This is a genomic window from Shumkonia mesophila, assembly GCF_026163695.1.
Lineage (GTDB): Bacteria > Pseudomonadota > Alphaproteobacteria > Rhodospirillales > Shumkoniaceae > Shumkonia > Shumkonia mesophila.
In genome coordinates this window covers 318884-345286 of sequence record NZ_JAOTID010000001.1, presented here as the reverse complement: position 1 = coordinate 345286, position 26403 = coordinate 318884, and the positions used below count along the sequence as shown (strand labels likewise).

The window sequence follows — 26403 nt, the reverse complement described above, 5'->3', positions numbered from 1 at the left end:
TTAGGCCGAGGGCTGGGCGGCTTCGCGCCGGCGGCGCGGCATGCGCGCGCCTTGCAGGCGGTCGAAGTAGAGGAAGATCACCGGCGTCAGGTAGAGCGTGAGGAGCTGGGAAACCACCAGGCCGCCGACCACGGCGAGGCCGAGCGCCCTTCTCGCCTCGGCGCCTTGGCCGAAGCCCACCGCGATGGGCAGCGTGCCGACGAAGGCCGCCATCGTCGTCATCATGATCGGGCGGAAGCGCACCAGGCAGGCCTCGTAGATGGCCTCGGCGGCGGCCATGCCGTCGCGCCGCTGCGCCTGCAAGGCGAAGTCGATCATCATGATGGCGTTCTTCTTGACGATGCCGATCAGCATGATGATGCCGACGAAGCCGTAAAGGTTGAGCTCCTCCCCGAACAGCAGCAGGGTCAAAAGCGCCCCCAGGCCGGCCGACGGCAAGCCCGACAGGATGGTCAGGGGGTGGACGTAGCTTTCATAGAGAATGCCCAGCACGATGTAGACCACCAGGATGGCCATCACCACCAGGATGCCGAGGCCGCGGAAGGAATCCTGGAAGGCCTGGGCGGTGCCCGAGAAGCTGCCGCTCAACGTCGCCGGTAATTTGAGGTCGCGCGTCACCTCGCCGATGCGATCCACCGCCTCGCCCAGCGAGACGCCCGGCGACAGGTCGAAGGATACCGTTACCGACGGCAGCTGGCCCTGGTGGTTGATGGCCAGCGGCGCGGAGCCGTGCTTCATGGTGGTGACGGCGGTGAGCGGCACCAGGACGTCCTTGCTGGAGCGGATGTAGAGGCGGGACAGCGCGCTGGCGTCGGTCTGGTAGGCCGGCTCCACCTCGAGGATCACCGCATACTGGTTCGACGCGGTGTAGATGGTCGATACCTGGCGCGACCCATAGGCGCTGCCCAGCGCGGTTTCGATCTGGGCCGGGGTGACGCCCAGCACGGCGGCCTTGTTGCGGTCGATGTGGACGTCGAGGCTGGGGCTGGTGATGTCCATGTCGCTGGTCACGCCCTGGAAGGTGGGCTCGCGGGACAGCGCCTCGACCAGCCGCCCGGCCGAGGCGTAGAGCTGCTCCTGATCCAGGTCCTGGAGCGTGTACTGGTATTGCGACTTGCTGAGCCGGCCGCCGATGCGGATGGAAGGCGGGTTCTGCAGGAAGACGTTGATGCCGGGCAGTCCGGCAAGCTTGCGGCGCAGCTGCTGCATGACCTCGTCGGCCGAAAGCTCGCGCTCGTGGCGGGGCTTCAGCGTCAGGAACAGGGTGCCGGAATTGCCGGCCGCGCGCGGGCCGCCGGACCCCACCGAGGACATGAAGGCGGCGACGTTGGGGTCCTTGGCGATGATCGCCGCCGCCTGCTGCTGGTTGCGGACCATGGCGTCGAACGAGATGTCGGTGGCCGCCTCGGTGTAGGCGATGATGCGCCCGGTGTCCTCGGACGGCAGGAATCCTTTGGGGACGATGACGTAAAGATAGCCGGCCCCGACGATGGTCATCAGGAACGTGGCGAACACGATGCGCCGGTGCTTAAGGCACCAACCGAGGCTGGCCGCATAGGCCGCGAGCATGACGTCGAAGCCCTTCTGGGTCAGCCAGTAGGCCCGCCCGTGGTGGGCGGTCTTCGAGGTGCCGATCATGCGGCTGCACAGCATCGGGGTGAGGGTGAGCGAGACGAACCCGGAGACGAAAATGGCCAGCACGATGGTGATGGCGAATTCGTTGAGCAGGCGCCCCAGGATGCCGCCCATGAACAGCACCGGAATGAAGACGGCGGCCAGCGACAGCGTCATGGAAATGATGGTGAACGAGATTTCCCGGGCCCCCTTGAAGGCGGCCTCGCGCCGGGTCTCGCCGCGCTCGGCGTGGCGGACGATGTTCTCCAGCATGACGATGGCGTCGTCGACCACGAAGCCGACCGAGAGCGTCAGCGCCATCAGGGACAGGTTGTCCAGGCTGAAGCCGAACATGTGCATGCCGCCGAAGGCCCCCACCACCGAGATGGGCAGCGCCAGGCTGGGGATGATGGTGGCCGGCAGGTTGCGCAGGAACAGGAAGATGACCAGCACCACCAGCCCGGCGGCCAGCACCAGGGTGAACTGCACGTCGGCGACCGAGTCACGAATGGTCTCGCTGCGGTCGTACAGGACGTCGAGTTCGACCGAGCCGGGAAGCTGGGCGCGGAAGGCCGGCAGCTCGCGCATCACCGCGTCGACGACGCGCACCGTGTTGGTGCCGGGCTGGCGCTGGATGGCCAGCACGGCGGCCCGGGCGTTGTTGTACCAGCCGGCGTTCTTGTTGTTCTCGACGCTGCCGATGACGGTGGCGATGTCGCTGAGCCGGACCGGGGCGCCCTCGCGGTAGGCGACGATCTGCTGGGCGAAGGCGGTGGCGTCCATCAGCTTGCCCGAGGCGCGGATGGTCAGCGTCTGGTAGGGGCCGCTGAGACTGCCGGTCGGCTGGTTGACGTTGCCGGCCTGGGCGGCGGCGGCGACCTCGTCGATGCCGATGCCGCGCGTCGCCAGCGCGTCCGGGTCGACCTGGATGCGCACCGCGAATTTCTGCGAGCCGAACACCTGCACCTGGGCGACGCCGCTGACGGTGGACAGCCGGCGGGCCAGGATGGTTTCCGCGTACTCGTTGACGGTGGTCAGCGGCAGCGTCGAGGAACTGAGCGCCAGATAGAGGATCGAGGCGTCGGCCGGGTTGACCTTGCGGAAGGTCGGCGGGTCGGTCATCTCGTCGGGCAGCTTACGCAACGTCGAGGAAATGGCGACCTGGACGTCCTGGGCGGCGGCGTCGATGTCGCGATCGAGCGCGAACTGCAGCGTGATCCGGGTCCGGCCGAGCGTGTTGGTCGAGGTGATGGAATCCAGCCCCGCGATGGTGGCGAACTCGTTTTCCAGCGGCGTGGCGACGGCGGAGGCCATGGTTTCCGGGTCGGCCCCCGGCAGCGAGGCGGAAACCGAAATGGTCGGGAAGTCGACCGTCGGCAGTTCGCTGACCGGCAGCGACACATAGGCGATGGAGCCGAACACCAGCAGCGCCACCATCAGAAGCGACGTCATCACCGGGCGGCGGATGCACAGTTCGGAAACGTTCATGGCCGGCGGCCTTCCGTATCAGCCCGTCCCGGGCGCGGCCGTTTTGACCGAAACCCGGGCGCCCGGCGTCAGGCGCATCTGTCCCTCGGTGACCACCGTTTCGCCGGCCTTAAGCCCGCTCTCGGCGATCATCCGCCCGTCGTCCAGCGTGCGCACGGCAAGCGGGCGCATCTCGACGGTCTGGTCGGGCTTGACGACGAAGGCATAGTTGCCGTTCTGTCCGTTCTGGACCGCCTGGGCCGGCACCACCAGGGCGTCGGATAGCACCGAAACGGTCAGCACCACGTCGACGAACTGGCCGGGAACCAGCCGCTCGTCGGCGTTCTTGAAGGTGGCCTTGAGCTCGATGGTGCCGGTCGCCACGTTCACCGCGTTGTTGATGAAGCTGAGCGTGCCCTTGGCCGGGGCCAGGTCGAGGTTGGGCAGCCGGGCCTCCACCGTCAGCGGCCCTTCGCGCATTCGCCGGCCGATTTCCGGCAGGTGGCGCTCGGGCAGCGAGAAGGCCACCGTGATCGGCCGGATCTGGTTGATGACCACCAGCGGCACGTCGTTGGCCTTCACCAGGTTGCCGGGGTCGACCAGAAGCTTGCCGGTCCGCCCCTCGAGGGGCGACGCGATCGAGGTGAACGACAGTTGCAGCCGGGCCGCCTCCACCGCCGCCAGGTCGGCCCGGATGGTGGCCTCCAGCGCGTGCACGGCGGCCCGCGTCTCGTCCAGCTTCTGCTGGGTGGCGATGCCCTTGGTGGCCAGCGTCAGATAGCGCTCCATCTCGATGCGGGCGTTGTCCAGCTGGGCGCGGTCGCGGGCCAGGAAGGCCTCGGCCTGGCGAAGCTGGGCTTCCAGCGGCGCCGGGTCGAGCGCGAACAGCATCTCGCCCCTCTTCACCGTCTGGCCCTCGGTGAAGAAGGCCTTGAGCAGCTGCCCGTCGACCCGCGAGCGGATGGCGACCGAGGCCCGGGCCTGCACCGTGCCGATGGTGCCCAGCGTGACGGGAACGGCCTGGCTGACCACCGGGGCGACGGTGACGGGCAGGGCCGGGCGCCCCGCCGGCTGCGCCGTCCTGGCGGCGCCGCCCGAGGCGGCCCACGGCAGGGCCGGCATGCCGTGGGTATAGACATAGCCGCCGGCGGCGGCCAGCAGCAGGACGGCGACAAGGACGAAGGATCGCTTCATGCCGGCCTCGCGGTGACGAGGAAGGCGGCGGCGCTCACGGATGGCGAGGGGGGATTCACATCGTCCCTTTCCCGCCCGCGGTTGAGACGAGGCATCGGCGTGTTCACGATCGTTCCAGAAATATCCGGCGCACCACCGCCGTCCGCCGCATGCGGCCGGCCCCGCGCGCGGCCTATTTTGTCGCACGTTTCGGGGAGTGCGGCAATTGACGTTTGAGTGAAGGAGTGGCGCCGGCGCCCCGTCGCGTCCGGACCTTTCCGGCCCCCGCCCATTACGGGGCGACGCCGGCGGCTATTCCCAGCGGTCGTCTGCTCCCTCGGGCTCCGCCGCGTCCGTTTCATCGAATATTTCCGCCAGATAGCGCGGCGGATTCGACAGGAAAGCCTTGGTGATGCGGTAATGCTCCGTCTGCTCGGCCGTCGTTTCGGCGATGCCCTGGCCATCGAACCAGAAGAGCGTGGCGTCGGGATAGCACATGATGATCGGCGAATGCGTGGCAACGATCACCTGAACGGTCCCCAGGCGGTCCCACTCGCGAAGGAGGCCCAGGAACGCCATCTGGCTCGACGGCGAAAGTGCCGCCTCGGGCTCGTCCATCAGGATGATCCCGCGGCCCATGCTGCGAAGCCGGTGCGCCAGCAAAGCCAGCACGGATTCGCCATGGCTTTGGGCGTGCATCTTCCGTCCCCCATAGAGGCCATCGATGTCGCCCACGTCATCGATGTAGGCGGCAAGATTGAAGAAGCTTTCCGCCCGCAGATAGAAGCCCGAGCGCACGCGCGGCAGCCACTCCGGCCGCAGCGCCTGGATCAGCCGGTTGGCGGACGGGTCCTCGTTTTCGATCCGCCAATGGTCCTGCGACCCGCCGCCGGCGGGAAAGTCGCACAGCGCGGCAATTGCCTCGAGCAGCGTCGATTTGCCGGCGCCATTCTCGCCCACCAGAAAGGTCACCCGCCGCGAAAAGCCGAGCGAGAAGTCGGGCCGCGCGAGATAGGGGAGACGATTGAACGGAAACGAATCCTTCTCGACCCGTTCTTCGACGACCGACAGCCGCCTGAGAAAAGGGGCGTTCAGCGAACTTCCACGTTTGGCCATGGCGCCCTCGACATCAAGCCTCCACCCTCGGCACCGGCGGCAGCGGCACGGTCCGGCCCTCGGCGTCGACGAGGCGGACGCCGTCTTCGCGCAGCCAGTTCTCGACGAATCGCCGCGACAGTTCCAGCGCCTGGTTTCCGTCCACGCCGTGAATGGTCAGCGGCCGGGGGCGCACGAACGGACAGATCAGGTGGCAGGCGGCGAGCATTTCGTCAATGGCCTCGGGCGTGGAGATCGCCATGGAAAACGGTTCCGGCGACCTCCCCTCCGCACACGTATAGGCTGAAAACTCATAAACGATCGGTTTCACTGGTTCCATGTGTCCAATGGGGGCCATCCCTCCCTGGGCCGTTTCAATTCCTCACAGTCCTCTTCAAAGGAAATTCCTCCCGCCGCCATTTGGGCGCATGGGATTCAACCTGTGAACGAATTTCTTTTTTAGCATCCTCCGAAAGGGAAAGCCACCCCGCATAGGCGGCGCGAGAGCGTGATGACCCAGGCGGTCCGGCAAATCCACTCGGGGACGTGATTGCCACGCTAAGTCGCAAAGGTTACCCTTCCGTGCACCCGCGGCGGGACGGGATAACGCTCGAAGGAAAAGAGGGCATGACCCCCGAGGCATTCATCGCCAAGTGGAGAGGCGCGACCCGCACGGAACGGTCCGCGGCCCAGGAGCATTTCCTCGATCTGTGCGACCTCCTGGACGTGAAGAAACCGCAGGAGGAAGACCCGCACGGCGAGTTCTATACCTTCGAGAAAAGCGTGCTCAAGCTGGACGGCCGGCCCGGCCGCGCCGACGTTTGGCGGAAGGACCGTTTCGCCTGGGAATACAAGGGGCCGCACAAGAACCTGGTGAAGGCCTACGCCCAGCTCAAGGAATACGCCGACGCGCTGGAAAACCCGCCGCTGTTGATCGTCTCCGACATGGAGGAGATCCGCATCCATACCAATTTCACCAGCGCCGTCTCCGTCCAGCACACATTCCATCTGCCCGAACTGATGAGTGTCGAGGCCCGGCGAACCCTTCGTTGGTGCTTTACCGACCCCGATAGGCTGAAGCCTTCCGTTACCCGCGAGGCAGTGACGCGCGACGCGGCCAAGAAATTTGGCGCCCTCGCCGGCCAGCTCCGCTCCCAGAAGCACGATCCGCAGAAGGTTGCCCACTTCCTCAACCGCCTGGTCTTCTGTCTGTTCGTCGAGGACATCGACCTTTTGCCCGGCCGCGTGTTCGCCGACATCCTGGAGGAATCGGCAAAATCGCCCGACGGCTTCCAGCCCATGCTGCGCGAGCTTTTCCGTTCGATGAAGGACAAGGGCGGGCGCTTCGGCACCGTTTCCATCCCCTGGTTCAACGGCGGCCTGTTCGACGACGACGAGGTGCTGCCGCTGGGCTACGTGGAGATCAGGGACCTTCACGATGCTTCGCGGCTCGATTGGAGCGCCATCGAACCTTCGATCTTCGGCACGCTGTTCGAGGCGGGCCTCGACCCCGAGAAGCGGGAAGTGATGGCCTCGCTGTTCGACCCAGCGGCCAAGCCGGGAAAGAGCCGGAAGACCGTGGCCAATCCGGCCGACAAGGGGGTAGGCATCCATTACACCGACCCGGCGACGATCATGAAGATCATCGAGCCGGTGGTGGTGGCGCCGCTGCGCCGCGAATGGCAGGCGGCGAAGGCCGAGATCGCCACCCACCGGGCGGCCCGCGACCGGGCGAAATCCGATGCGGCGCGCACGCGGGCCGAGAACGCGGCGCGCGAAACCTGGGCGGCCTTCCGGGCGCGCCTCGGCGCTTTTCGCGTGCTCGATCCCGCCAGCGGGTCGGGGAATTTCCTCTATCTCTCCCTTATCCACCTCAAGGACTTCGACCTGGAGGTGCTGAAGGAGGGACAGGCGCTCGGCCTGCCGCTCGACGACCAGCGGGTGACGCCCCAGGCGGTCAAGGGCATCGAGATCAACCCTTACGCCGCCGAACTGGCCCGCGTCACCATCTGGATCGGCGAGCTGCAATGGCAGATGCGCAACGCCTTCGACTACCTGGTCAAGCGCGCGCCGATCCTCGGACGCCTCGACCAGATCGAATGCCGCGACGCCCTGCTGACGCCCGAGGGGAAGGAGGCTGCTTGGCCGGAGGCCGACGTGGTGGTGGGCAATCCACCGTTCCTTGGGGGCAAGCGTCTAAGGGCGGCATTGAAGGATGACTATGTCGAACGCCTGTTCGCCGCCTATGAAGGGCGCGTTCCGGCCGAGGCCGATCTTGTCGCGTATTGGTTTGCCAAGGGCTGGGAACTGATCAAGGAGAACAGCCTGACTGCGGCTGGCCTCGTCTCCACAAACTCGATCCGGGGTGGCGCCAATCGCCGCGTTCTTGACCCGATTGCCGCGGAGGGGGGCATTTTCGAAGCGTGGGACGACGAGCCTTGGGTGGTGGACGGTGCGGCCGTGCGAGTGTCTTTGCTATGTTTCGCTGGGTTGCAACAGGGAATCCAGGCACGTCTTGATGGTCGAGTGGTGGAACGGATCAACGCCGACCTGACCGGCGGCCTGAACAACCTGACGACCGCCCGCCGTTTGGCGGAGAATGCTGGCGTCGCCTTCATGGGCGACACGAAGGGCGGGGCATTCGATGTACCGGGCGAGATCGCCCGCCGCTGGCTCTTGTTGCCGCTCAATCCGAACGGTCGCCCGAACGCGGACGTGTTGCGGCCATGGGTCAACGGCATGGATATATCCCGTCGCGCCGCCGACAAATGGATCGTGGACTTTGGCTGGACGATGGATGAAACCACAGCTTCCTTCTATGAGGCGCCGTTCACGTACATCCAGACAGCCGTAAAGCCCGTGCGACTGAAGAACAATAGGGAAGCGTATCGCAGATTATGGTGGAGGCATGTAGAGCCGCGCCCAGGGATGTGGCGCGCGTTGACCTCAGCGTATCGATTTATAGTGACACCGGAGGTTTCCAAGCACCGTATATTTGCTTGGTTGAAGCCCCCGACTGTGCCCGATCACAAACTACAGGTGATTGTCCGTAGCGATGACGTCTGTTTCGGTATTTTGTGCAGTCGTTTTCACAATGCATGGGCGCTCGCTGTTGGTTCGTGGCATGGGGTTGGGAATGATCCGCGGTACACAATCACGACATGCTTTGATACCTTCCCCTTTCCCGAAGGCATGACCCCGAACATTCCAGCTACAGCCTACGCCTCCGACCCGCGCGCCCAGGCCATCGCGGCGGCGGCCAAACGGCTAGACGAGCTGCGGCGGAACTGGCTGAACCCGCCCGACCTAATCAAGATCGTACCTGAGGTAGTTCCCGGTTTCCCCGACCGCATCCTGCCCGTCGGGCCGAAGGCCGAGGCGGAGTTGAAGATGCGAACGCTGACCAACCTCTACAACCAGCGTCCCGCCTGGCTGGATAACGCGCATCGCGATCTCGACGCGGCGGTCGCCGCCGCCTATGGCTGGCCGGCCGACATCGGCGAGGAGGATGCGCTGGCCCGACTGCTCGCCCTCAACCACGCCCGCGCCGAAACTCAAGCGGGCGTCCCCGAGGCGCCCGTGGAAGACGGGGAGGCGGAACCGCTCGATGCCGTCGGTTGAGCGGCCCTCGCGACGCGCGCGGCCTTACCGCAAGCGTTTCTTGGCCAATGCCTTGCCCGAGCTGGACCGTTCAAGTTCGCGGGCGATGGCGTCGGTTTCCACGGCCCCATAGGCCTTCACGGCGCCGCCCGCCGTCGCGTAGACGCCGCCGATGTCCTGGAAAGCCAGGCCGGATGCTCTCCGACATGCCGGACACCCTAGACCGTTGCGGTTGCGTCGCTAAATAAAGCTGTCTGGAGCCTTTTCCGGCCGGACGGAATCGCGGGGATTCCCGGATCGGTCCGTTTCCGATTCCAGATGCTGGCCGGGATGGAGGGCGGACGTTCGTTGATCCCTCCCTCGGCGGCAAACGGCAGCGGTGCGCCAGAGGCAGCGCCGCGGAAGCTTGATGAAGAGGGCGCGCCACCGCGCCAAAGCCAAAGGAGCCGAACATGCCGGTTGAACGCATCAATCCCGACGCCATGCACAAGAACCCCGCCTTCACGCAGATGGTGGTGTTGCCCGCCGACGCCCGGATCGCCCTCATCGGGGGGCAGAACGCGCTCGACAAGGACGGCAAGGTCGTCGGCAAGGGCGACCTCGCCAAGCAGACCGAACAGGCCCTCAAGAACCTTGTCACCTGCCTCGAAGCGGCGGATGCCGGCGTCGAGGACCTCATCCAGGTAAAAATCTATATTCTCGCCGGGCAGGACCTCCACGCGGCGTTTGGCGCCTGGGTGAAGGTGTGGGGCGAGCGCACCGACCCGCCGACGGTGACGGGCGTTTTCGTCTCGGGACTCGCCAACCCCGACTATCTCATCGAGATCGAAGCGACCGTCGCGCTTGCCGGTTAGGGTGCCGATGCGCAACGCCGCTGCGCGGCCTCGCCGGGCAGGTCCCGGCCCCTCGGCTTGACTTTCGCCCCTTATATAGGCATATATTCCATAAATATCTTTTTGGTCCTGAGCGGGGAGTCCGCGCCATGCCGCCGTCGGCCTTGGGGCTCGCCTTCCGACAGGGCGCCGCGGCTGTCCGGCGACAGAAATGATGACACGTGACGACAGGAGACGACAAAGGATGACAAGCCTATGGCGCCTTACCAGAGCCGGACTTGAGGTCTTGTTCACGTTCGCGGGCGATGGCCTCGGTTTCCGCGGCTGCATGGGACTTCAAGGAGACGGCAGAAACCCGAAGCCGAAGGGGGAAATACCGGGCGGAACCAGCCCTCCTGCGCCAAGGCTTCGGAGGGCACTCCTACGCCCAAACGCCTTCGGCTGTCAGCCCACGTCGTGGCCTGCCACCCGAAGCCGAAGGCGTAGGGTGGCGGAGGGAGTGGGATTCGAACCCACGATACCCTTTAGGGGTATACACACTTTCCAGGCGTGCGCCTTCGACCGCTCGGCCATCCCTCCCTGGAGGGGCGCCAACCTAGCCGAGGAAGGGGCCGTCTGCAACGGTTTTGCGCCGGGCCGCCCGCCACCGACGGAGTTGCCTTGGAACGCCCGAAAAGCGCACAATGGGCGCAGGGAGGTCCCGCGGCGAAGGCCGCGAGGCATCGGCCATCCGGGCCGGCCAGGCGTGGCCCGGGCAGGAGCGAGAACGATGTCGATCGACGCACAGGGCGTGGTGCGGGCGCTGGTCCGGGCGGCCGAGTCCGGCCACGAACGGCCGCCAGGCGAGGTCCGCCGGCCCACCATCATCGTGTCGCGGACCATGGGCAGCGGCGGCGACGCGGCGGCCCGCGCGCTGGGCGCCCGCCTGGGGCTCGAGGTCTACGGGTCCGAAATCCTCGACGCCGTGGCCCGCCAGGCCAAGGTCGACAAGAAGCTGATGTCCAGCCTCAACGAATACGCGGTCACCGCCGCCGACGCCTGGCTCTACGCCGCCTTCTTCGCCAAGAACGTCAGCCGCGACGACTATCTGGCCCAGCTGGCGGCCACCGTGCGCGCCCTGCACCGCCTGGGCGGCATCATCCTCGGGCGCGGCGCCTACGTCATTCTCGAAAACCGCCCGGCGTTGCGCGTGCGCATCACCGGCTCGGTCGAGGCCTGCGCCGTCCGGGTGGCGGCGGAGGACGGCATCGGCCTGGAGGAGGCCAAGGAGAAGGTGCGCGAAAGCAACCGCAAGCGCGGCAAGTTCGTGTGGGACATGTTCCACCGGCGCTTGAACGACCCCACCAACTTCGATCTCGTCGTCAACACCGACAAGCTGGTGTCGATGGACCCGGTGGTCGACATGATCGTCGCCATGCAGGGAGCGACCGGGCTTGCCGTTCCCAAGGCGACGGCGGCGGCCGGCTGAGCGGCCCGTCGCCGGGCTTGGCGCTATTCGGCCTCGCCGATGAAGGCGGCGCCCTCGGCGCCATGGAAGAAGCCGTTGGAAAAGGCCATGCCGTTGGCGAGTGCCGCCAGCCGGGCGTCGGCCTCGGCGGTTTCCAGGCGTCCGTCGGCGACGGCGCGGAAGACCTCGGCCACCGCCACCATGTCGATGGCGTGGGGCGACAGGCGCAGGCGGCGGATTCCCATGGCCAGCAGCCGGCCCACCTCGGCCGCCAGGTTGGCGCAGGTGGAAGACAGCGTCTGGGTGCCGTTGACGGCCAGGAAAGCGGCGCCGTCCAGCGTGTCGACGGCCAGCCCGTCGCCATCCTCGCGACAGACGATGCGGCAGTCGTCCTTGCTCCTGTCGCGGGCCCTGGCCGCGTAGCAGCGGGCCGAGAGGGCCAGCGGCACGCGGCCGAACACCTGCACCTCGAGTTCCACCGGCGAGGCCGCCGCCAGCGCCGCGAGGGAGGTTTCCGGCAGCTCGAACGGCAGGCAGGCGCGCACCGCGCCGCGTCCCGCCAGATAGGCCAGCGTGCCCTCGTTATAGACGTTGACGTAGGGCCCGATGGCGTGCGGCCGGCCGGCCAGCAGCGCGGCGGCCGCCATGTCGTTGGCCTCGATCAGCGCGCCGTCCTTCGCCGCCAGCGTCCGCACGGAGTCGAGCTCCGCCTCGTTCATGATCAGCGCCAGCGAGGACAACACCACCTCCTTGCCGGCCCGCGCCAGGCGCTCGCCCACCGCCTCCATCATCTGGGCGTGCAGGCCGGCGCGCTTGAAGCACACCACCTCGCCCAGGTGGACGCAATCGACGTCGGCCTCGTCGGCGATGCGGAAATAGAAGTCGCGCCACGCTTTGGCCGGCCACGGGAACAGCACGGGCCCAAGGCTGAGCAGGGCGGGGCGGGCGGCGCTCACGGGTTCCTCACTGCCAGCTTCGCCGGTAGGCGCCGGTGGTCTGCTTGCCGCCCTCGGTGATCGCGGCCAGTTCCTCGGCCGGCAGCGGGGCGCCGGCGGCGACCGCGTCGACGGCCCGGCGGAAGGCGGCCACGACTTGCGCCACATAGGCGCGGCCGCGCTGGCGGCCCTCGATCTTGAGCGCGGTGACGCCCGCCGCCGCCAGTTCGGGCAGCATGTGCATGGCGCTCAAGGAGGCCGGCTCCTCGAACAGGTAGCGCTCGGCCCCGGCCACCCGGTAGCGGCCCTTGCAGGTGGTAGGATAGGCGGCGCGCTCGCCGCCCTGAACGACGTTGAGGGTAAAGTCGCCCAGCTTGGTGACGGTGGCGTCCCCCTTCTCGACGTAGCGCACGTGGGCGGCCGGCGAGCATACGCCCTCGCGGTTGGGGGAACACGGCGTCGCGTAGGAGGACAGCGTGCAGCGGCCCTCGGCCATGACGCACAGGCCGCCGAACACGAAGACCTCGGTCTCGACCTCGATGGCGGCATTCAGTGCCGCGATCTCCTCGATGGTGAGGACCCGCGGCAGCACCACCCGGCGCACCCCCAGCTCCCGGCGATAGAAGCCGATCGCCGCCGGGTTGGAGGCCGAGGCCTGCACCGACAGGTGGCGGCCGAGTTGGGGATGGGTGCGGGCCGCGTAATCGGCAAGCCCGATGTCGGCCAGGATGACGGCGTCGGCCTTGAGGCGCGCCGCGTCGTCGACCGCCTGGCGCCACGGGCCGAGGTTGCCGGCCCGGGGATAGGTGTTGACGGCGACGAACACCTTGGCCCCGCGCTCGTGGGCGTAGGCGATGCCTTCCTTCAACTCGTCGCGGCTGAAGTTGAGGCCGGGGAAGTTGCGGGCGTTGGTTTCGTCGCGGAACCCCAGATAGACCGCATCGCCCCCGGCGTCGACGGCGGCGCGCAGGCTGGCCGGCGTGCCGGCCGGGCAGACCAGATCCAGGCGCCGGCTCATGAGGGAGAGCCGGCCCGGCGCGTCCGGCCGGGGGCGGCGCCGGCCCCTTCGATGCGCCGCTCGATCTCGCGCAGTTCGGCGGCCTGGGCGTCGGCGCGCCGCACGGCCGGCGCGATCACCGCCTCGCGCAGGGTTTCCAGATCGCGGGCCGCCCGCGACACCAGGGCGGCGGCGCCGTTGATGGCCAGGCGGGCCGGCCCGGCCAGGGGTCCCAGAAGCGACGCCAGATCGGCGGTCAGGTCGATCTCGGCGTCGTCGATGGCGTTCCTCAGTGCCACCACCGCCTCGGTGTCGCCTTCCACCGCCAGGTCGCGCGAGAAGAACAGGGCGTCGCCGTCGAGCCGTCCCTCCGCCAGGTCGATCAGCGTCATCAGCGGCCCGCGGACGGTGGCGCTGGCCGCCTGCACGGCGCCGTCGGCCTCCGACAGCGCGATCAGGCGCGGCCGTTCGGGGTCGGTCTCCAGCAGGAAGACGAAGGGCAGGTCGATGGGATCGATCAAAAAGCTCGGCGCGCCGACGCCTTTCAAGCGGTCGAACAGGCCGGGATGGCGCCGCCTTACGATGCGCACGGCCAGCGCCAGCGCGGGCTGCAAGGCCATCGGCGGCAGCGGTCGCGCAGCCAGGCCGGCCAGCAGGACGGGCGAGAAGGGCGGGGTCAGGCGGCGGGATCGGTCCATGCTCCAGCTATACCCCATCGCCCCCGACCGGGGCAACCGCGGGGCGACTTTGCTTTGGCGCGGGCGCGGTGGTTGCGGCTAAGATGGCGCATGCGCGCGCTCTTTCCGTTCGGCTGGCTGTTCCTGGTGGCCGCCCTGCTGGGCGCCGCCGCCGAAACGGCGGCCCGCCTGGGACCGCACGGGGCCGGCCTCGTGCTCACGGCCTACGACGTGTGGTATGCGCTGGCCCCGGGCAACCTGGTGGTGACCAAGATCCGGCTCGAGGCTCTGCTGGGGCCGTGGGCGTGGGACCCGCTGACGACGAGCGTTCTGGCGTTGCCTTTGTGGGCGCTGTTCGGCCTTCCCGGCGGGCTGATGCTGTGGTTCGGCCGGCCTCGTCGCGGGCAGCCCGATGCCACCCGCCAGCAGGAGGAGGACGCCCTTTTCCTCTACGATTCCCTGGCCGAGCAGGCCGAGGCCGAGGAGAAGGAGTTCCAGGCTTTCCGGGACCGGCTGGCGGCCGAGCGGGAGGAAGAGGCCAAGCCCTAGTTGTCGCCGCTTTTCAGCACCGCCAGGAAGGCGGACTGCGGGATCTCGACCTTGCCGAACTGGCGCATGCGCTTCTTGCCGGCCTTCTGCTTTTCCAGAAGCTTGCGCTTGCGGGTGATGTCGCCGCCGTAGCATTTGGCGGTGACGTCCTTGCGCAGCGGGCTGACGGTGGACCTGGCGATGACATTGCGCCCGATGGCGGCCTGAATGGCGATCTTGAACAGCTGGCGGGGGATGAGGTCGCGCAGGCGCTCGCAGATGGCCCGTCCGCGTTGCTCGGCATAGGCGGCGTGGCAGATGAAGGAGAGCGCGTCGACCGGCTCGCCGTTGACCAGGATCGAGACCTTTTCCAGCTTGCCTTCAAGGTAGCCGTCCATCTCGTAGTCGAAGCTGGCGTAGCCGCGCGATACCGACTTCAGGCGGTCGTAGAAATCGATCACCACCTCGTTCAGCGGCAGCCGGTAGACGGCCATCGCCCGGTTGCCGACGTAGGTGAGCTCGACCTGCACGCCGCGCCGCTCGGTACACAGTTGCAGGACCGCCCCCAGATAAGTGTCGGGCACCAGGATGGTGGCCTTGATCCACGGCTCCTCCATGTGGTCGATGCGCACCGGATCGGGCATGTCGACCGGATTGTGGAGGAGGACCAGCGAGCCGTCGGTCATGTGGATGCGATAGACGACGGAGGGCGAGGTGGCGATGAGGTCGAGGTCGAACTCGCGCTCCAGGCGCTCCTGGATGATCTCCAGGTGCAGCAGCCCCAGGAAGCCGCAGCGGAAGCCGAAGCCCAGTCCGGCCGAGGTCTCGGGCTCGAAATGGAAGCTGGCGTCGTTGAGGTGCAGCTTGTCCAGCGACATGCGCAGGTCTTCGAATTGTGCCGCATCCACCGGAAACAGGCCGCAGAACACCACCGGAATCGATGGCCTGAAACCGGGCAGCGCGTGGGCGGTGGGGCGGCGGTCCTCGGTGATGGTATCGCCGACCCGGGTGTCGGCCACTGTCTTGATCGAGGCGGTGAAATAGCCGACCTCGCCGGGGCCCAGTTGATCGACGGTCTTCGCCTTGGGGGTGAAGACGCCCACCTGTTCCAGTTGATAGACGGTGCCGGCCGCCATCATGCGGATCTTCATGCCGCGCTTGAGCACGCCATCATAGATGCGCACCAGGATCATGACGCCGAGATAGGGGTCGTACCAGGAATCGACCAGCAGCGCCTTGAGCGGGGCGGCATCGTCGCCCTTCGGGGCCGGCAGCCGCTTGACGATGGCTTCCAGCACGTCGGGCACGCCCAGGCCGGTCTTGGCCGAAATCATCAGGGCGTCGGAAGCGTCCAGGCCGATGACGTTGGCGATCTGGTCCTTGACCTGCTCGGGCTCGGCCGCCGGCAGGTCGATCTTGTTGAGGACGGGAACGATCTCGTGGTTGTTGTCGATGGCCATGTAGACGTTGGCCAGCGTCTGGGCCTCCACCCCCTGGGTGGCGTCGACCACCAGCAGCGATCCCTCGCAGGCGGCGAGGCTGCGGCTGACCTCGTAGGAGAAGTCGACGTGGCCGGGGGTATCGATGAGGTTGAGCTCGTAGATCTCGCCGCTTTTCGCGGTGTATTCCAGGCGCACCGTCTGCGCCTTGATGGTGATGCCGCGTTCGCGCTCGATGTCCATGGAATCGAGCACCTGCTCGCGCATCTCGCGCGCCGTCAGGCCGCCGCACAACTGGATCAGGCGATCGGCCAGGGTCGATTTCCCATGGTCGATATGGGCGATGATGGCAAAGGTGCGGATGTGCGCAAGATCGGTCATGGCCGCGCTTTTATCAGGTTGCCCGCCGTCTGTCATGACCCGGATGAAGGGGGGCGATCGCCGGGCCCGGTTTTGCGGCCGGCGAAGCCGAAGCGCCGTCCCTTTTCGCGCATCCACGCCCGCGCCCGCGCCTCGGCGGTGCGGAAGGCCGGGTATCGCGCGCCGACGCGCATCCTCATCAAGCGCATACGGGGCGAGGCCAGCGACAGCAGGGCGAGGCCGACGAACAGGAACAGGAAGCCCTGCAAAAAGGGGAGAAACAGCCCGGCGACGCCGAGAACGACGAACAGCCAGCCACCGATGAGGAGCGCCCAGCGGCGCCATTCAGGCGAACGCAAACCCATGGGATGTGAAGATGGCGGGGGTCGCCCGCCGGCGCAAGGGGCCGGGGCCTTCAGCCGTGGCCGGCCGATGGCGCCGCTGCCCATTCGTAGATTTCGTCGCAGCGGGTATGGCAGGCGGTGCAGCCGTCGCAATGGCCCTCGGGCGGGCGCAGCCGGACGGTGCCCTTGCCAACCCACACGTCGAGCATGCCGCGAAGCACCTCGGCGTCGGCCTCGAAATGGCGGGCCATGGCCGGCAGCGAGGCCTGCCCGTGGTCGCGCAGATAGGCCTTGAGGTCGGAAAGGATCATCGCCTCACCCCGCTTCGTTACCCAGCGCGCGGTGGCGTCTGGAAACTTGGCCGCCCACCCGCATCGCGGCGACGATCAGGCTGAAGACCAGCGCGACACCCCCGATCCACAGTGCCGAACTCAGGGGGTGGTCGGTCAGGGTGACGCTCTGGTAGGAAACGACCGCCGCCCCGTAGGCCAAGCCGAAGGTCCAGGCGGAGACGAACAAGGCCCAACGGCCGCCGGCCTCGCGGACGATGGTGCCGATGGCGGCGACGCACGGCGTATATAGCAGGATGAACAGCAGATAGGCGAAGGCCCCGGCCTGGCCGTGGAAGCGTTCGGCCATGGCGCCGAAGGTGCCGCCCGCGACGCCCTGGTCCTCGACCGTCGCCTGAAGGCTCTCGGCGCCGATGCCCAGCGGGTCGAGCAGAGCGCCGGCCAGCCCCGCCAGATTGGCCGGAATCGAGAGGAGGGCCTCGCCGATGCCGCCGACGAAGTCGTAACCGTCTTCGGCGCCTGCCTCGCCCTCTTCGGCGTCGGCTTCCGAGAGGCCGGAATAGAGGGTGTTCAGCGTGCCGACCACCGCTTCCTTGGCGAACACGCCGGTGAAGATGCCGACCGTGGCCGGCCAGTTGTCGTCGCCGATTCCCATCGGCTCGAAGACGGGCACGATGGCGCGCCCGACGGCGCTCAGGCTGGATTTCTCGCTGTCCTGGTTGCCGAAGGTGCCGTCGGTGCCGAGCGAATTGAAGAAGCTCAGGACCATGACCACCAGCACGATGACCTTGCCGGCGCCGAAGATGAAGACCTTGAGGCGGTTCCAGGTCTGGATCAGCACGTCTCGCGGTCGCGGGAGGTGATAGCCGGGCAGTTCCATGATGAAGGGCGTGCTCTCGCCCCGGAGCAGGGTGCGCTTGACGATCATGCCGGTGCCGACGGCGGCGGCGATGCCGATCAGGTAAAGGGCGAACACCACGTTCTGGCCGCCGGTCGGGAAGAAGGCGGCGGCGAACAGGGCATAGACGGCCAGCCGGGCGCCGCACGACATGAAGGGCGCCATCACCACGGTGACGATGCGGTCGCGGGCGTTGTCCAACGTACGGGCCGCCATGATCGCCGGCACGTTGCAGCCGAAGCCGACGATGAGGGGCACGAACGCCTTGCCGGGCAGGCCGACGGCGCGCATGAAGCGATCCGCCAGGAAGGCGGCCCGCGCCATGTAGCCCGAATCCTCAAGCGCCGAGAGGAACAGGTATAGGAAGCCGATGATCGGGATGAAGGTGGCGACGATCTGGATGCCGCCGCCCAGGCCGTCGGCCAGCAGCGCGGTCAGCCATTCCGGGGCGCCGATCATCGTCATCAGGGCGCGGGTGCCCTCGACGAAGACGGTGCCGAACGCGATGTCGAAGAAATCGATGAAGGCGCCGCCCAGGTTGATGGTGAACAGGAACATCGCGTAGATGACGGTGAAGAAGATCAGGGGGCCGGCCCAGCGGTGCAGCATCACCTGGTCGATGGCGTCCGACGTCGTGCGTGACACGTGGCCGCGCCGGCGCACCGATTCGGCGGCGACGCGGTGGGCGAACCCGAACCGGCTGTCGGCGATCAGCACGTCGGGGTCCTCGGCGCCGGCCTTCTTGAATTCCTCGGTCAGGCTGCCGACCATGAGGTCGGCGATGCCGCCGGTGACCCGCCGGGCGATGCCCTCGCCCTCCAGCAGCTTGACAGCCAGCCAGCGGGCATCCAGGCCGCGCTCCTTGGCAATGCCGCCGACCAGCTTGACGAGGCGGGCGACGGCGGGCTCCAGCACCGGCCCAAAGGCCACCGTCTGGGTCGGCGCATGGCCGGCCCGCACCGTCTCGTTGACGGCGGCCTTGAGCGCGTCGATGCCGCGGCCCAGCGCGGCGGCCATCGAGACCACCGGGCAGCCCAGGCGCTGCGAGAGCGCGTCGACGTCGACGTCGATGCCCAATTGCTCGGCGACGTCGGTCATGTTCAGCGCCACCACCATGGGCACCCGCATCTCCAGGATCTGCGCCGTCAGGTACAGGTGCCGCTCCAGGTTGGTGGCGTCGACGATGTTGACGATGACGTCGGGCTCGCCGGACAGGATGTAGTCCCGGGCGATGCGCTCGTCGATCGAGCCGCTGCCGGGCGCCACCGCCAGCGAATAGACGCCGGGCAGGTCGACGACCGATACCGTGGTGCCGTTCTCGACGAAGCGGCCGGCCTTGCGATCGACGGTGACGCCGGGCCAGTTGCCGACCTTCTGGCGGGCACCGGTCAGCGCGTTGAACAGCGTCGTCTTGCCGCAGTTGGGATTGCCGGCGATGGCGATGGAATAGGCGGCGACGCCCGGTTCGGCGGTCGGGCCGCTGCTGACCTCGCAGCATTTGCGGGCGGCGAAGCCGAAGGGCCGAAACAGATTCATTCAGCGGTTCCGTTCGTTCGTGTGACCATGATCTTGTCGGTCATGCCGGCGCCAAGCGCGACCCGCGACAGATCGCGGGCGACCACCATGCGGCCGCCGTGCTGGCGGTGGACCACCTCGATCTGGGCACCGATCGGCAGCCCGAGATCGGCCAGACGGCGGTTCATGTCCCTGCCGGCATGGAACGAGGCGATGATCAGGCGGTCTCCGGCTACGGCGTCCGCCAGCGGAAAGACGGGATTCCCGGAAGATTTAGAAGCGTCGTTTGACACGATCTTCACCAGCCACGTTTCTACCGCGAGTGTATTTAGCCGGGCAGAAACTGATAATCAATTTCGTTTTTCCCTATAGGCTTTACGGTCTTTGGAGTCAAGGAAAATGCGAATTGATCGCAACCGCAGACTTTCCTAAAAAGCGTCATAACCTTTTGTTTTTGAATGATTTTATGTGGCGATGGCGGAGATCCTCATGACCCACGGTTGGGGAGGTCGGATCGATATGGGGGATATTGCGTGGCGGCGATGCGGCCCGGCCCGATGCCCCGGCCGTTCCGCCGGGCTGCCGAGGCTCCGCAGGAAATAGAGCCCCCTGTACGACCGTTCGCCAAGGGCGGCGACCAAGGCGCGGCGGCGAGGACGGTGACGGTCAGCTCGGTCATGCCGCCGACCCCTCGACGGACGCTAGATCGCCGGCGCCGCCACGCCCTTCTGGTGGCAGGCGGCGATCAGCGTGTTGCGCAGCAGGCAGGCGATGGTCATCGGCCCGACGCCGCCGGGCACCGGGGTGATCGATCCGGCCACCGTGACGGCTCCTTCGAAGTCGACGTCGCCGACCAGACGGGTCTTGCCTTCGCCCTTCTCGGGGGCGGGAATGCGGTTGATGCCGACGTCGATGACGCAGGCGCCCGGCTTCACCCAGTCGCCCTTGACCATGCGCTCGCGCCCGACGGCGGCGACCAGGATGTCGGCGCGGCGGCATTCGGCGGCCAGATCGACGGTGCGCGAATGGGCCAGCGTCACCGTGCAGTGTTCGGCCAGCAGCAGGGCGGCCATCGGCTTGCCGACGATGTTGGAGCGGCCCAGCACCAGGGCGCGCTTGCCCTTGAGCTCGCCGAGCGCGTCCTTGATCAGCATCAGGCAGCCGACCGGCGTGCACGGCGCCATGGCGTCGGCGGCGCCGCTCCACAGCTTGCCGGTGTTGACGGGGTGGAAGCCGTCGACGTCCTTGGCGGGGTCGACGGCGGCCAGCACCGCCTCGGTGTCGATCTGCCGGGGCAGCGGCAGTTGGACCAGGATGCCGTGCACGGCGGGGTCGGCGTTGAGCCTGGCGACCAGGGCCAGCAGTTCGGCCTGGCCGGTCGCCGCCGGCAGCTTGTGTTCGAAGGAGGCCATGCCGGCCTCCACGGTCTGGGCGCCCTTGTTGCGCACATAGACCTGGCTGGCCGGGTCGTCGCCGACCAGCACCACCGCCAGTCCCGGAACCAGGCCGTGCCGGGTCTTCAACTCGGCCGCGGCGGCGGCGACGCGTAGCCTGAGGCCGGCCGCGAAGGCCTTGCCGTCGATGATCTTCGCTTCACTCATGGTCGTCTTCCACCCACTTCCTGATGCGGCGCGCCAGTTCGGTGGCGTCGCCCTCGATGAACAAGACCTTGCGCCGGGCGGCCGCCCCGGCGCGGATCGAAAAAGCGCCTTTCGGCAGATGCCAGATCTTGGCCAGCAGCTTGATCACCGCGGCGTTGGCCTTGCCGTCCTCGGGCGCCGCCGTCACCGCGACGCGCAGCACGGCACCGCCATCGGCCTCGCGGCGCACCCCCTCGACGCGGTTGCGCGACGCCTTGGGCGTCACCACCAGGCGCACGCCGACGCCCCCCGCCGCCGTCGCCAGAAAATCGTCGGTCTCAGCCAATGACCCGCAACGCCAATCTGATCAGGACCTCCTTGAGGAAGACCAGTCCCAGCAGCAGCACCAGGGGCGAGAGGTCGAGCCCGCCCAGGTTCGGCAGGACGCGGCGAATGGGTCGAAGCGCCGGCTCGGTCAGGCGATAGACGACCGTGCCGATCATGTAGACGAAACGGTTGTGGGTGTTGATCACGTTGAACGCGGTCAGCCAGCTCAGGATGACCGAGGCGATGACCACCCACATGTAAAGCTCGACGATGGTGATGACGATATTGAAGAGGGGACCCAAGAGTACGTCCATGAAACCGATTCCCGAACCTGGCACGCCGGCCGCTAACCTATCGTCCCGGCGACGGCGGCGCAAGGTTTGGGGGCGGCCGGGAAAAGGCTTGCGCCAAGCCTTGACAGAGGCCCTCGTGCGACACATTATCCGCGGGCCCGGCGGTCGCCGGGTTCTTCGGCGTGGGGCTGTAGCTCAGTTGGGAGAGCGCGACGTTCGCAATGTCGAGGTCAGGGGTTCGATCCCCCTCAGCTCCACCATTTTCCCAAACATCGATTGAGGCGGCGCATCGCGCCGCCTTCGGCGTCTAAAGGCCCAGGCGCTTCATCTGCCCGGCCGGGTAGCGGTCGCCGGCGGTGCCGCCCAAAGGAAACGCATCGGACAGCCGGTTAAGGGCGTCGGTGCCAAGCGTGAGGTCGACGGCGGCGATGTTGGCGTCAAGCCAGGTGCGCCGTTTGGTGCCGGGGATGGGGACGATGTCGTCGTCCTGTTGCAGCAGCCAGGCCAGCGCCACCTGGGCCGGGCTGGCTTGGGCTTCGCGGGCAACCGCTTCGAGGACTTCGATCTTTTTCAGGTTGCGGGCGATGTTTTCCTCGGCGAAGCGCGGGTGGGCGCGGCGGCGGTCGGCCTCGATCAGGTCGCCGGCCTTGCGGATGGCGCCGGTCAAAAAACCGCGGCCCAGCGGCGAATAGGCGACAAAGCCGATACCCAGTTCCCGGCAGGCCGGCAGGATGTCCGCCTCGACGTCGCGCGACCACAGCGAATACTCGGTTTCCAGGCAGGCCAGCGGATGGACGGCGTGGGCCCGGCGCAGCGTTTGTGGCCCGGCTTCCGAAAGCCCGATGTGGCGCACTTTGCCCGCGGCCACCAGGTCGGCCATGGCGCCGACGGTCTCCTCGATGGGGGTGGCGGGATCGACCCGGTGCAGGCAATAGAGATCGATGTAATCGGTGCCCAGCCGCTTCAGGCTGGCCTCGCAGGCCTCCTTGACGTGGGCCGGCTTGCCGTTGACGGCGGTCGAACCGTCGGGGTTGCGGATGTTGCCGAACTTGGTGGTGAGGATCGCCTTGTCGCGCCGTCCGCGCAGCGCCCGGCCGACCAGTTCCTCGTTGCGGCCCTGGCCATAGGCGTCGGCCGTGTTGATGAGGTCGATGCCGGCCTCCAGCGCGCGGTGGACGGTGGCCACCGATTCCTCGTCGTTGGGTTCGCCATAGCGGATGGTCATGCCCATGCAGCCAAGCCCGATGGCCGAGACCTCGGGTCCCCGTGTGCCCAAGCGGCGTCTTTTCATGGCATCCCCCAGCCTAACTCCCACCCGGCCAGTTAAGAACCGTTCGCAGATTTAGGCAAGCCCAAACGCCGGCCCGGCGTCACCGTTCGTGGAAGGCCTGGCCGGACAGCTTGTTGAAGGGCTTCATGAGGTACTGAAGGATGGTGCGCTTGCCGGTCTTGACGTCGACGCTGACCGTCATGCCGGGGATGATCGGCAGCGGGTTTCCCTGCTTGTCGAGCAGGCTGGTGGTCTTGGCCTTGAGGCGGACGACGTAGAAGCGCTCCTTCTTCTCCTCGTCGAGGATGGTGTCGGCGCTGATCTGGTCCAGCGTCGCCGCCAGCGAACCGAAGATGGTGTAGTCGTAGGCGGTGAAGCGCACCACGGCATCCAGCCCCGGGTGGATGAAGGCGATGTCGGCCGGTTTCAGCTTCGCCTCGACGATCAGGTTCTCCTCGGCGGGGACGATTTCCAGGAGATCCATGCCGGGACGCACGACGCCGCCGATGGTGTTGATGAACAACTGCTTGACGACGCCGGTGACGGGCGCGCGGATCACCGTGCGCCTCAGCTTGTCGTCGCGGGACGTGAGGGATTCACCCAGCGCCGCCATGTTGACCTGGGCCTCGTTCAGTTCCTTGAGTGCGCGGCTGCGGAACTGGGCGCGGACTTCCTTGATCCCCTCCTTGATCTCGTCGATCGAGGCCGACAGCTTGAGGATCGATTTCTTCGCCACCTCGAGGTCGCCCATGTTCTGGCTTTCCTCGCGCTTCAGCCGGATGACCTCGACCGGCGCGTTGATCCCCTTCGCCACCAGAGGCTCGATGATGGCCAGTTCGTCGCGGCCCAGTTTGATGGAGGTCTGCAACTGAGAGACCCTGGCCTTGGCCTCGTCGATCTCGTGCAGGCGCTGCTGGTGCTGGGAATCCAGCTTGGCCAGCGCGGCGGCCAGTTCGCGCGAACGCGAGAGATGAAGGTCGCGTTCGGTGCCGGCGACCTTGGGCAGCTGCTTTTCGATCTCCTCGGGAAACTTGAGCGGCGTGCCGTCGATTTCCGCCCGAAGCCGGGTCACCACCGCCTGCAGGCCCAGGAATTTCATCTGGTTTTCATTGAAGTCCGAGGAGAACTGCGTGGTGTCGAGCTGCATCAGGACCTGCCCGCTCTTCACCAGATCGCCTTCCCGGACGTGGAGTTCGGAGACGATGCCGCCTTCCAGGTTCTGGACCACCTGCACTTGGCGGGACGGCACGACGCGGCCCTCGCCGCTGCTTACCTGGTCGACCTCGGCCCATGCCGCCCACAGGATGGCCAGGGTGAAAAAGCCGACCACCGAGAGCAGGATCATGTTGGCCATCACGCTCGGCCGGCGGCTGACCGCGGCCCGAAGCTCTGACATGAATTCGGTATCGGAGGATTCCATGGCGCGCTACCGGCCGGCCTTCACGTCGCCCTTGGCGAGGGTGCCCAGTACGCTGTCCTTCGGCCCGTCGGCGACGATGCGGCCCTTGTCCAGCACGATCAGGCGGTTGACGAGCTTGAGCACCGAGGTGCGATGGGTGACCAGGATGATCGTCTTGCCGCCGGCGACGCGGGTCAGCACGTCGACCACCCGCTTCTCGGTCGCGGTGTCCATGGAGTTGGTCGGCTCGTCCAGCACCAGGATGGTGGGGTCCTTGAGCAGGGTGCGCGCCAGGGCGACGGATTGGCGCTGGCCGCCGGACAGCCCGCCGCCGCGCTCGCCGACCTGGAGGTCGTAGCCCAGGGGGTGGCGGGCGACGAAGTCGTGCAGGCCCAGCTCCTCGGAAACGCGGGCGATGTCGTCGTCGCTGGCCCGGGGCACGCTGATGGCGATGTTTTCCTTGATCGTGCCCTTGAACAGGAAGACGTCCTGGGGCACGAAGCCGATGCTGGCCCTGGCGTCGCTGGGCTCGATGTGGCGCAGGTCGGTACCGTCGAGCAGCACCGCCCCCGAGGTCGGCGCATAGAGGCCGCCCAGCAGCTTGGCGATGGTGCTTTTGCCGGAACCGACCCGCCCGGCGATGCCGACCCTTTCCCCGGGATTGATGGTGAAGGAAATGTCGTTCAGCACGTCGTAGTCGGTGCCGGGATAGCGGAACGTCACCCCCTTGAATTCGATGCGGCCCTGCAAGTCGGGACGGTGCAGGAAGGTGGCGTCGGCCGGCCGCTCGACCGGACCCTGCATGACGGCGTCGAGCGATTTCAGCGAGCTCCAGGTCTGGTGGAAGCGCATCATCAGCTGCGACACCTGGGCCATCGGCCCCAGCGCCCGGCCCGACAGGATGACCGCCGCCACCAGCCCGCCGGAGGTGACGCCGCCGTCGGCGACCAGGAACATGCCCATGACGACGATGCCGATCACGCTGGCCTGCTGGATGAACTGCACGAAGTTGACGCCCAGGTTGTTGAACAGCCGCATCCGCTGGCCGATGGCGGCGCTTTGGCCGACCACCGTTTCCCACTTGGCGCGCATGCGACCTTCGGCGCCGACCATCTTGATCGTTTCGTATCCGAAAAGGCTTTCCACAAGCACGCCGTGCTTGTGTTCGCCGTGCGTCATCAGGTGGCGCACGCTTCTGGCGATCGGGAACTGCACGAAGGCGCCCCAGAACACCACCAGGAACATCGCCGAGCCCAGCACCAGGCCGATCAGGGGGCTGAGCATCACGATGACGGCAAGGAACAGCAGCGAGAACGGCAGGTCGATGAAGGCGGCCAGCGTCGCCGAGGTGAAGAAGTCCCTGACCGTCTCGAACTCGCGCAGCATGCTGGCGAAGGCTCCCGACGAGGCCGGGCGGTGCGAGGCCTTGAGGTCGAGGACCTGATCGAAGATCCGGCAGGCCAGCATGACGTCGGCCCGGCGGCCGACGAAATCGATGAACCAGCCGCGCAGATTCCTGAGCAGGAAGTCGAAGAAAAGCGCGAGCCCGGCGCCGATGGCCAAGGCGATGCCCGATTGGACGGCGTTGTTGGGCAGAACGCGGTCATAGACGTTCATGGTGAACAGCGGATTGGCGAGCGCGAACAGGTTGATGACGACCGAGGCCAGCCCGACCTGAGCGTACGTCCAGCCGTTGCGGGCCAGCGTTCCCCAGAACCAGGCCCGCGGCCGATCCAGGTCGGCGCCGGTCCGCTCGCCGCCGAGATCGACCTCCGGCTTGACCAGGATGGCGAAGCCCGAATAGGCCTTCTCCAGTTCGCCATCGGCCAGTTCGGTGGTGCCCTCGCCGGCGTCGCCGGCGGTGATCTGGAAGCGCCCCTGCCTGGAGGTGCCGAGCAGGACGACGGCGCCGCCGTCCTTCGTCGTCAGGACGGCGGGCAGCGTCCACGAATGGATGCGCCCCAGGCTGCGCCGCACCACCCGCACCGACAGGCCGGCCCGTCCGGCGGCACGCCGGAAGAGGTCGAGCGAGATCCGGCCCTCCGGCCGCGGCAGGGCGGACAGCAGGACCGAAGTCGATTTCGCCTGCCCGTGATAGGCCACCAGAAACAGCAGGCAGGACAGCAGCGGGTCGTCGCCGTCGGCCGCCGCCTCGCCGACGGCGGCGTCCGGCCATCCGTTGTCCCTGCCGGCGAAGTCGCCGTCGAAGGACAGCGTCTCGGCCGGCTGGGCGGCCGGGGGAGTGGTCCCCTGGCGGGGCTTGGGGGTGCCGGTTTTCAGGACGTTCTCGGCGGTCATATCGCTATTCGTCGCAACTCAAGT

At 67.4% G+C, this 26403-nt stretch carries 22 protein-coding genes and 2 tRNA genes; 5 read left to right on the top strand and 19 right to left on the bottom strand.

Annotation, left to right across the window (positions count from 1 at the left end):
- The 4 genes from ODR01_RS01485 to ODR01_RS01470 all read right to left on the bottom strand — a co-directional run bounded on the left by ODR01_RS01485 (position 1) and on the right by ODR01_RS01470 (position 5611).
- The gene (locus ODR01_RS01485) at positions 1 to 3102 is read right to left on the bottom strand and encodes an efflux RND transporter permease subunit (protein WP_316975817.1); all 3102 of its coding nucleotides are present in this window, start codon (positions 3100 to 3102) and stop codon (positions 1 to 3) included.
- 18 nt (positions 3103 to 3120) lie between these two features.
- Positions 3121 to 4275 carry an efflux RND transporter periplasmic adaptor subunit gene (locus ODR01_RS01480; protein ID WP_316975816.1) on the bottom strand — a complete coding sequence of 385 codons (1155 nt, stop codon included), beginning with the start codon at positions 4273 to 4275 and terminating at the stop codon, positions 3121 to 3123.
- A 291-nt stretch (positions 4276 to 4566) separates the two neighbouring features.
- Entirely contained in the window at positions 4567 to 5370 is an 804-nt protein-coding gene (locus ODR01_RS01475) for an AAA family ATPase (protein ID WP_316975815.1), read from the bottom strand.
- 13 nt (positions 5371 to 5383) lie between these two features.
- A complete protein-coding gene (locus tag ODR01_RS01470) occupies positions 5384 to 5611 on the bottom strand; it encodes a hypothetical protein (RefSeq protein WP_316975814.1) in 228 nt (75 codons plus the stop codon).
- A gap of 365 nt (positions 5612 to 5976) precedes the next feature.
- On the opposite strand from ODR01_RS01470, the gene ODR01_RS01465 reads away from it, so the two are divergent.
- On the top strand, positions 5977 to 8970 hold the full coding sequence (locus ODR01_RS01465; protein ID WP_316975813.1) for a class I SAM-dependent DNA methyltransferase: 2994 nt from the start codon (positions 5977 to 5979) through the stop codon (positions 8968 to 8970).
- A gap of 431 nt (positions 8971 to 9401) precedes the next feature.
- Positions 9402 to 9803 (top strand): RidA family protein, encoded by a 402-nt coding sequence (locus tag ODR01_RS01460; protein ID WP_316975812.1) that lies wholly within the window; start codon positions 9402 to 9404, stop codon positions 9801 to 9803.
- Positions 9804 to 10270: 467 nt separating this feature from the next.
- On the opposite strand, the gene ODR01_RS01455 is transcribed toward ODR01_RS01460, so the two are convergent.
- Positions 10271 to 10361 (bottom strand) — tRNA-Ser (locus ODR01_RS01455).
- Between the two features lie 190 nt (positions 10362 to 10551).
- On the opposite strand from ODR01_RS01455, the gene ODR01_RS01450 reads away from it, so the two are divergent.
- A complete protein-coding gene (locus ODR01_RS01450; RefSeq protein ID WP_316975811.1) occupies positions 10552 to 11250 on the top strand; it encodes a cytidylate kinase-like family protein in 699 nt (232 codons plus the stop codon).
- Between the two features lie 23 nt (positions 11251 to 11273).
- On the opposite strand, the gene ubiV is transcribed toward ODR01_RS01450, so the two are convergent.
- From ubiV to ubiT, 3 genes are read right to left on the bottom strand one after another with little or no spacing between them, the layout of a single operon-like run.
- The gene (gene ubiV / locus ODR01_RS01445) at positions 11274 to 12185 is read right to left on the bottom strand and encodes a ubiquinone anaerobic biosynthesis protein UbiV (RefSeq protein WP_316975810.1); all 912 of its coding nucleotides are present in this window, start codon (positions 12183 to 12185) and stop codon (positions 11274 to 11276) included.
- 7 nt (positions 12186 to 12192) lie between these two features.
- A complete protein-coding gene (gene ubiU, locus ODR01_RS01440) occupies positions 12193 to 13182 on the bottom strand; it encodes a ubiquinone anaerobic biosynthesis protein UbiU (protein WP_316975809.1) in 990 nt (329 codons plus the stop codon).
- Positions 13179 to 13859, bottom strand: a complete 681-nt coding sequence (ubiT, locus tag ODR01_RS01435) for a ubiquinone anaerobic biosynthesis accessory factor UbiT (RefSeq protein WP_316975808.1) — start codon at positions 13857 to 13859, stop codon at positions 13179 to 13181. The genes ubiU and ubiT overlap by 4 nt, the downstream gene beginning before the upstream one ends.
- Positions 13860 to 13949: 90 nt before the next feature.
- On the opposite strand from ubiT, the gene ODR01_RS01430 reads away from it, so the two are divergent.
- Positions 13950 to 14387: a hypothetical protein gene (locus tag ODR01_RS01430; protein WP_316975807.1), complete on the top strand. Its 438-nt coding sequence runs from the start codon at positions 13950 to 13952 to the stop codon at positions 14385 to 14387.
- Here ODR01_RS01430 and lepA read toward each other — a convergent pair.
- From lepA to ODR01_RS01390, 8 genes are all read right to left on the bottom strand, one after another.
- Complete coding sequence (gene lepA, locus ODR01_RS01425) at positions 14384 to 16186, bottom strand: translation elongation factor 4 (RefSeq protein ID WP_316975806.1); 1803 nt, start codon at positions 16184 to 16186, stop codon at positions 14384 to 14386. The genes ODR01_RS01430 and lepA overlap by 4 nt on opposite strands.
- Before the next feature lie 32 nt (positions 16187 to 16218).
- Positions 16219 to 16530 carry a PGPGW domain-containing protein gene (locus tag ODR01_RS01420; RefSeq protein WP_316975805.1) on the bottom strand — a complete coding sequence of 104 codons (312 nt, stop codon included), beginning with the start codon at positions 16528 to 16530 and terminating at the stop codon, positions 16219 to 16221.
- Between the two features lie 50 nt (positions 16531 to 16580).
- Positions 16581 to 16820, bottom strand: coding sequence for a FeoC-like transcriptional regulator (locus tag ODR01_RS01415; protein WP_316975804.1), 240 nt, complete (start codon positions 16818 to 16820; stop codon positions 16581 to 16583).
- Positions 16821 to 16824: 4 nt separating this feature from the next.
- Complete coding sequence (gene feoB, locus ODR01_RS01410; protein ID WP_316975803.1) at positions 16825 to 19233, bottom strand: Fe(2+) transporter permease subunit FeoB; 2409 nt, start codon at positions 19231 to 19233, stop codon at positions 16825 to 16827.
- On the bottom strand, positions 19230 to 19514 hold the full coding sequence (locus ODR01_RS01405; protein WP_316975802.1) for a FeoA family protein: 285 nt from the start codon (positions 19512 to 19514) through the stop codon (positions 19230 to 19232). The genes feoB and ODR01_RS01405 overlap by 4 nt, the downstream gene beginning before the upstream one ends.
- A 399-nt stretch (positions 19515 to 19913) precedes the next feature.
- On the bottom strand, positions 19914 to 20813 hold the full coding sequence (folD, locus tag ODR01_RS01400; RefSeq protein ID WP_316975801.1) for a bifunctional methylenetetrahydrofolate dehydrogenase/methenyltetrahydrofolate cyclohydrolase FolD: 900 nt from the start codon (positions 20811 to 20813) through the stop codon (positions 19914 to 19916).
- Positions 20806 to 21138: a DUF167 domain-containing protein gene (locus ODR01_RS01395; protein WP_316975800.1), complete on the bottom strand. Its 333-nt coding sequence runs from the start codon at positions 21136 to 21138 to the stop codon at positions 20806 to 20808. The genes folD and ODR01_RS01395 overlap by 8 nt, the downstream gene beginning before the upstream one ends.
- Positions 21131 to 21433: a YggT family protein gene (locus ODR01_RS01390; RefSeq protein WP_316975799.1), complete on the bottom strand. Its 303-nt coding sequence runs from the start codon at positions 21431 to 21433 to the stop codon at positions 21131 to 21133. Before ODR01_RS01390 ends, ODR01_RS01395 begins: the two co-directional genes overlap by 8 nt.
- A 163-nt stretch (positions 21434 to 21596) precedes the next feature.
- On the opposite strand from ODR01_RS01390, the gene ODR01_RS01385 reads away from it, so the two are divergent.
- A tRNA-Ala gene (locus ODR01_RS01385) sits at positions 21597 to 21672 on the top strand.
- A gap of 47 nt (positions 21673 to 21719) precedes the next feature.
- Here ODR01_RS01385 and ODR01_RS01380 read toward each other — a convergent pair.
- The 3 genes from ODR01_RS01380 to ODR01_RS01370 all read right to left on the bottom strand — a co-directional run bounded on the left by ODR01_RS01380 (position 21720) and on the right by ODR01_RS01370 (position 26379).
- Entirely contained in the window at positions 21720 to 22703 is a 984-nt protein-coding gene (locus ODR01_RS01380) for an aldo/keto reductase (RefSeq protein ID WP_316975798.1), read from the bottom strand.
- 79 nt (positions 22704 to 22782) lie between these two features.
- Positions 22783 to 24078, bottom strand: coding sequence for an HlyD family type I secretion periplasmic adaptor subunit (locus ODR01_RS01375; protein WP_316975797.1), 1296 nt, complete (start codon positions 24076 to 24078; stop codon positions 22783 to 22785).
- A 30-nt stretch (positions 24079 to 24108) separates the two neighbouring features.
- The gene (locus ODR01_RS01370; RefSeq protein WP_316975796.1) at positions 24109 to 26379 is read right to left on the bottom strand and encodes a type I secretion system permease/ATPase; all 2271 of its coding nucleotides are present in this window, start codon (positions 26377 to 26379) and stop codon (positions 24109 to 24111) included.
- Between the last annotated feature and the right edge of the window lie 24 nt (positions 26380 to 26403).

Excerpts from the sequence above, each read along its gene's own strand:
- ODR01_RS01485 (WP_316975817.1), bottom strand. The coding sequence starts at position 3,102 with ATGAACGTTTCCGAACTGTGCATCCGCCGCCCGGTGATGACGTCGCTT.
- ODR01_RS01480 (WP_316975816.1), bottom strand. The coding sequence starts at position 4,275 with ATGAAGCGATCCTTCGTCCTTGTCGCCGTCCTGCTGCTGGCCGCCGCC.
- ODR01_RS01475 (WP_316975815.1), bottom strand. The coding sequence starts at position 5,370 with ATGGCCAAACGTGGAAGTTCGCTGAACGCCCCTTTTCTCAGGCGGCTG.
- ODR01_RS01470 (WP_316975814.1), bottom strand. The coding sequence starts at position 5,611 with ATGGCGATCTCCACGCCCGAGGCCATTGACGAAATGCTCGCCGCCTGC.
- ODR01_RS01465 (WP_316975813.1), top strand. The coding sequence starts at position 5,977 with ATGACCCCCGAGGCATTCATCGCCAAGTGGAGAGGCGCGACCCGCACG.
- ODR01_RS01460 (WP_316975812.1), top strand. The coding sequence starts at position 9,402 with ATGCCGGTTGAACGCATCAATCCCGACGCCATGCACAAGAACCCCGCC.
- ODR01_RS01450 (WP_316975811.1), top strand. The coding sequence starts at position 10,552 with ATGTCGATCGACGCACAGGGCGTGGTGCGGGCGCTGGTCCGGGCGGCC.
- ubiU (WP_316975809.1), bottom strand. The coding sequence starts at position 13,182 with ATGAGCCGGCGCCTGGATCTGGTCTGCCCGGCCGGCACGCCGGCCAGC.
- ubiT (WP_316975808.1), bottom strand. The coding sequence starts at position 13,859 with ATGGACCGATCCCGCCGCCTGACCCCGCCCTTCTCGCCCGTCCTGCTG.
- ODR01_RS01430 (WP_316975807.1), top strand. The coding sequence starts at position 13,950 with ATGCGCGCGCTCTTTCCGTTCGGCTGGCTGTTCCTGGTGGCCGCCCTG.
- lepA (WP_316975806.1), bottom strand. The coding sequence starts at position 16,186 with ATGACCGATCTTGCGCACATCCGCACCTTTGCCATCATCGCCCATATC.
- ODR01_RS01420 (WP_316975805.1), bottom strand. The coding sequence starts at position 16,530 with ATGGGTTTGCGTTCGCCTGAATGGCGCCGCTGGGCGCTCCTCATCGGT.
- ODR01_RS01415 (WP_316975804.1), bottom strand. The coding sequence starts at position 16,820 with ATGATCCTTTCCGACCTCAAGGCCTATCTGCGCGACCACGGGCAGGCC.
- feoB (WP_316975803.1), bottom strand. The coding sequence starts at position 19,233 with ATGAATCTGTTTCGGCCCTTCGGCTTCGCCGCCCGCAAATGCTGCGAG.
- folD (WP_316975801.1), bottom strand. The coding sequence starts at position 20,813 with ATGAGTGAAGCGAAGATCATCGACGGCAAGGCCTTCGCGGCCGGCCTC.
- ODR01_RS01390 (WP_316975799.1), bottom strand. The coding sequence starts at position 21,433 with ATGGACGTACTCTTGGGTCCCCTCTTCAATATCGTCATCACCATCGTC.
- ODR01_RS01380 (WP_316975798.1), bottom strand. The coding sequence starts at position 22,703 with ATGAAAAGACGCCGCTTGGGCACACGGGGACCCGAGGTCTCGGCCATC.
- ODR01_RS01375 (WP_316975797.1), bottom strand. The coding sequence starts at position 24,078 with ATGTCAGAGCTTCGGGCCGCGGTCAGCCGCCGGCCGAGCGTGATGGCC.
- ODR01_RS01370 (WP_316975796.1), bottom strand. The coding sequence starts at position 26,379 with ATGACCGCCGAGAACGTCCTGAAAACCGGCACCCCCAAGCCCCGCCAG.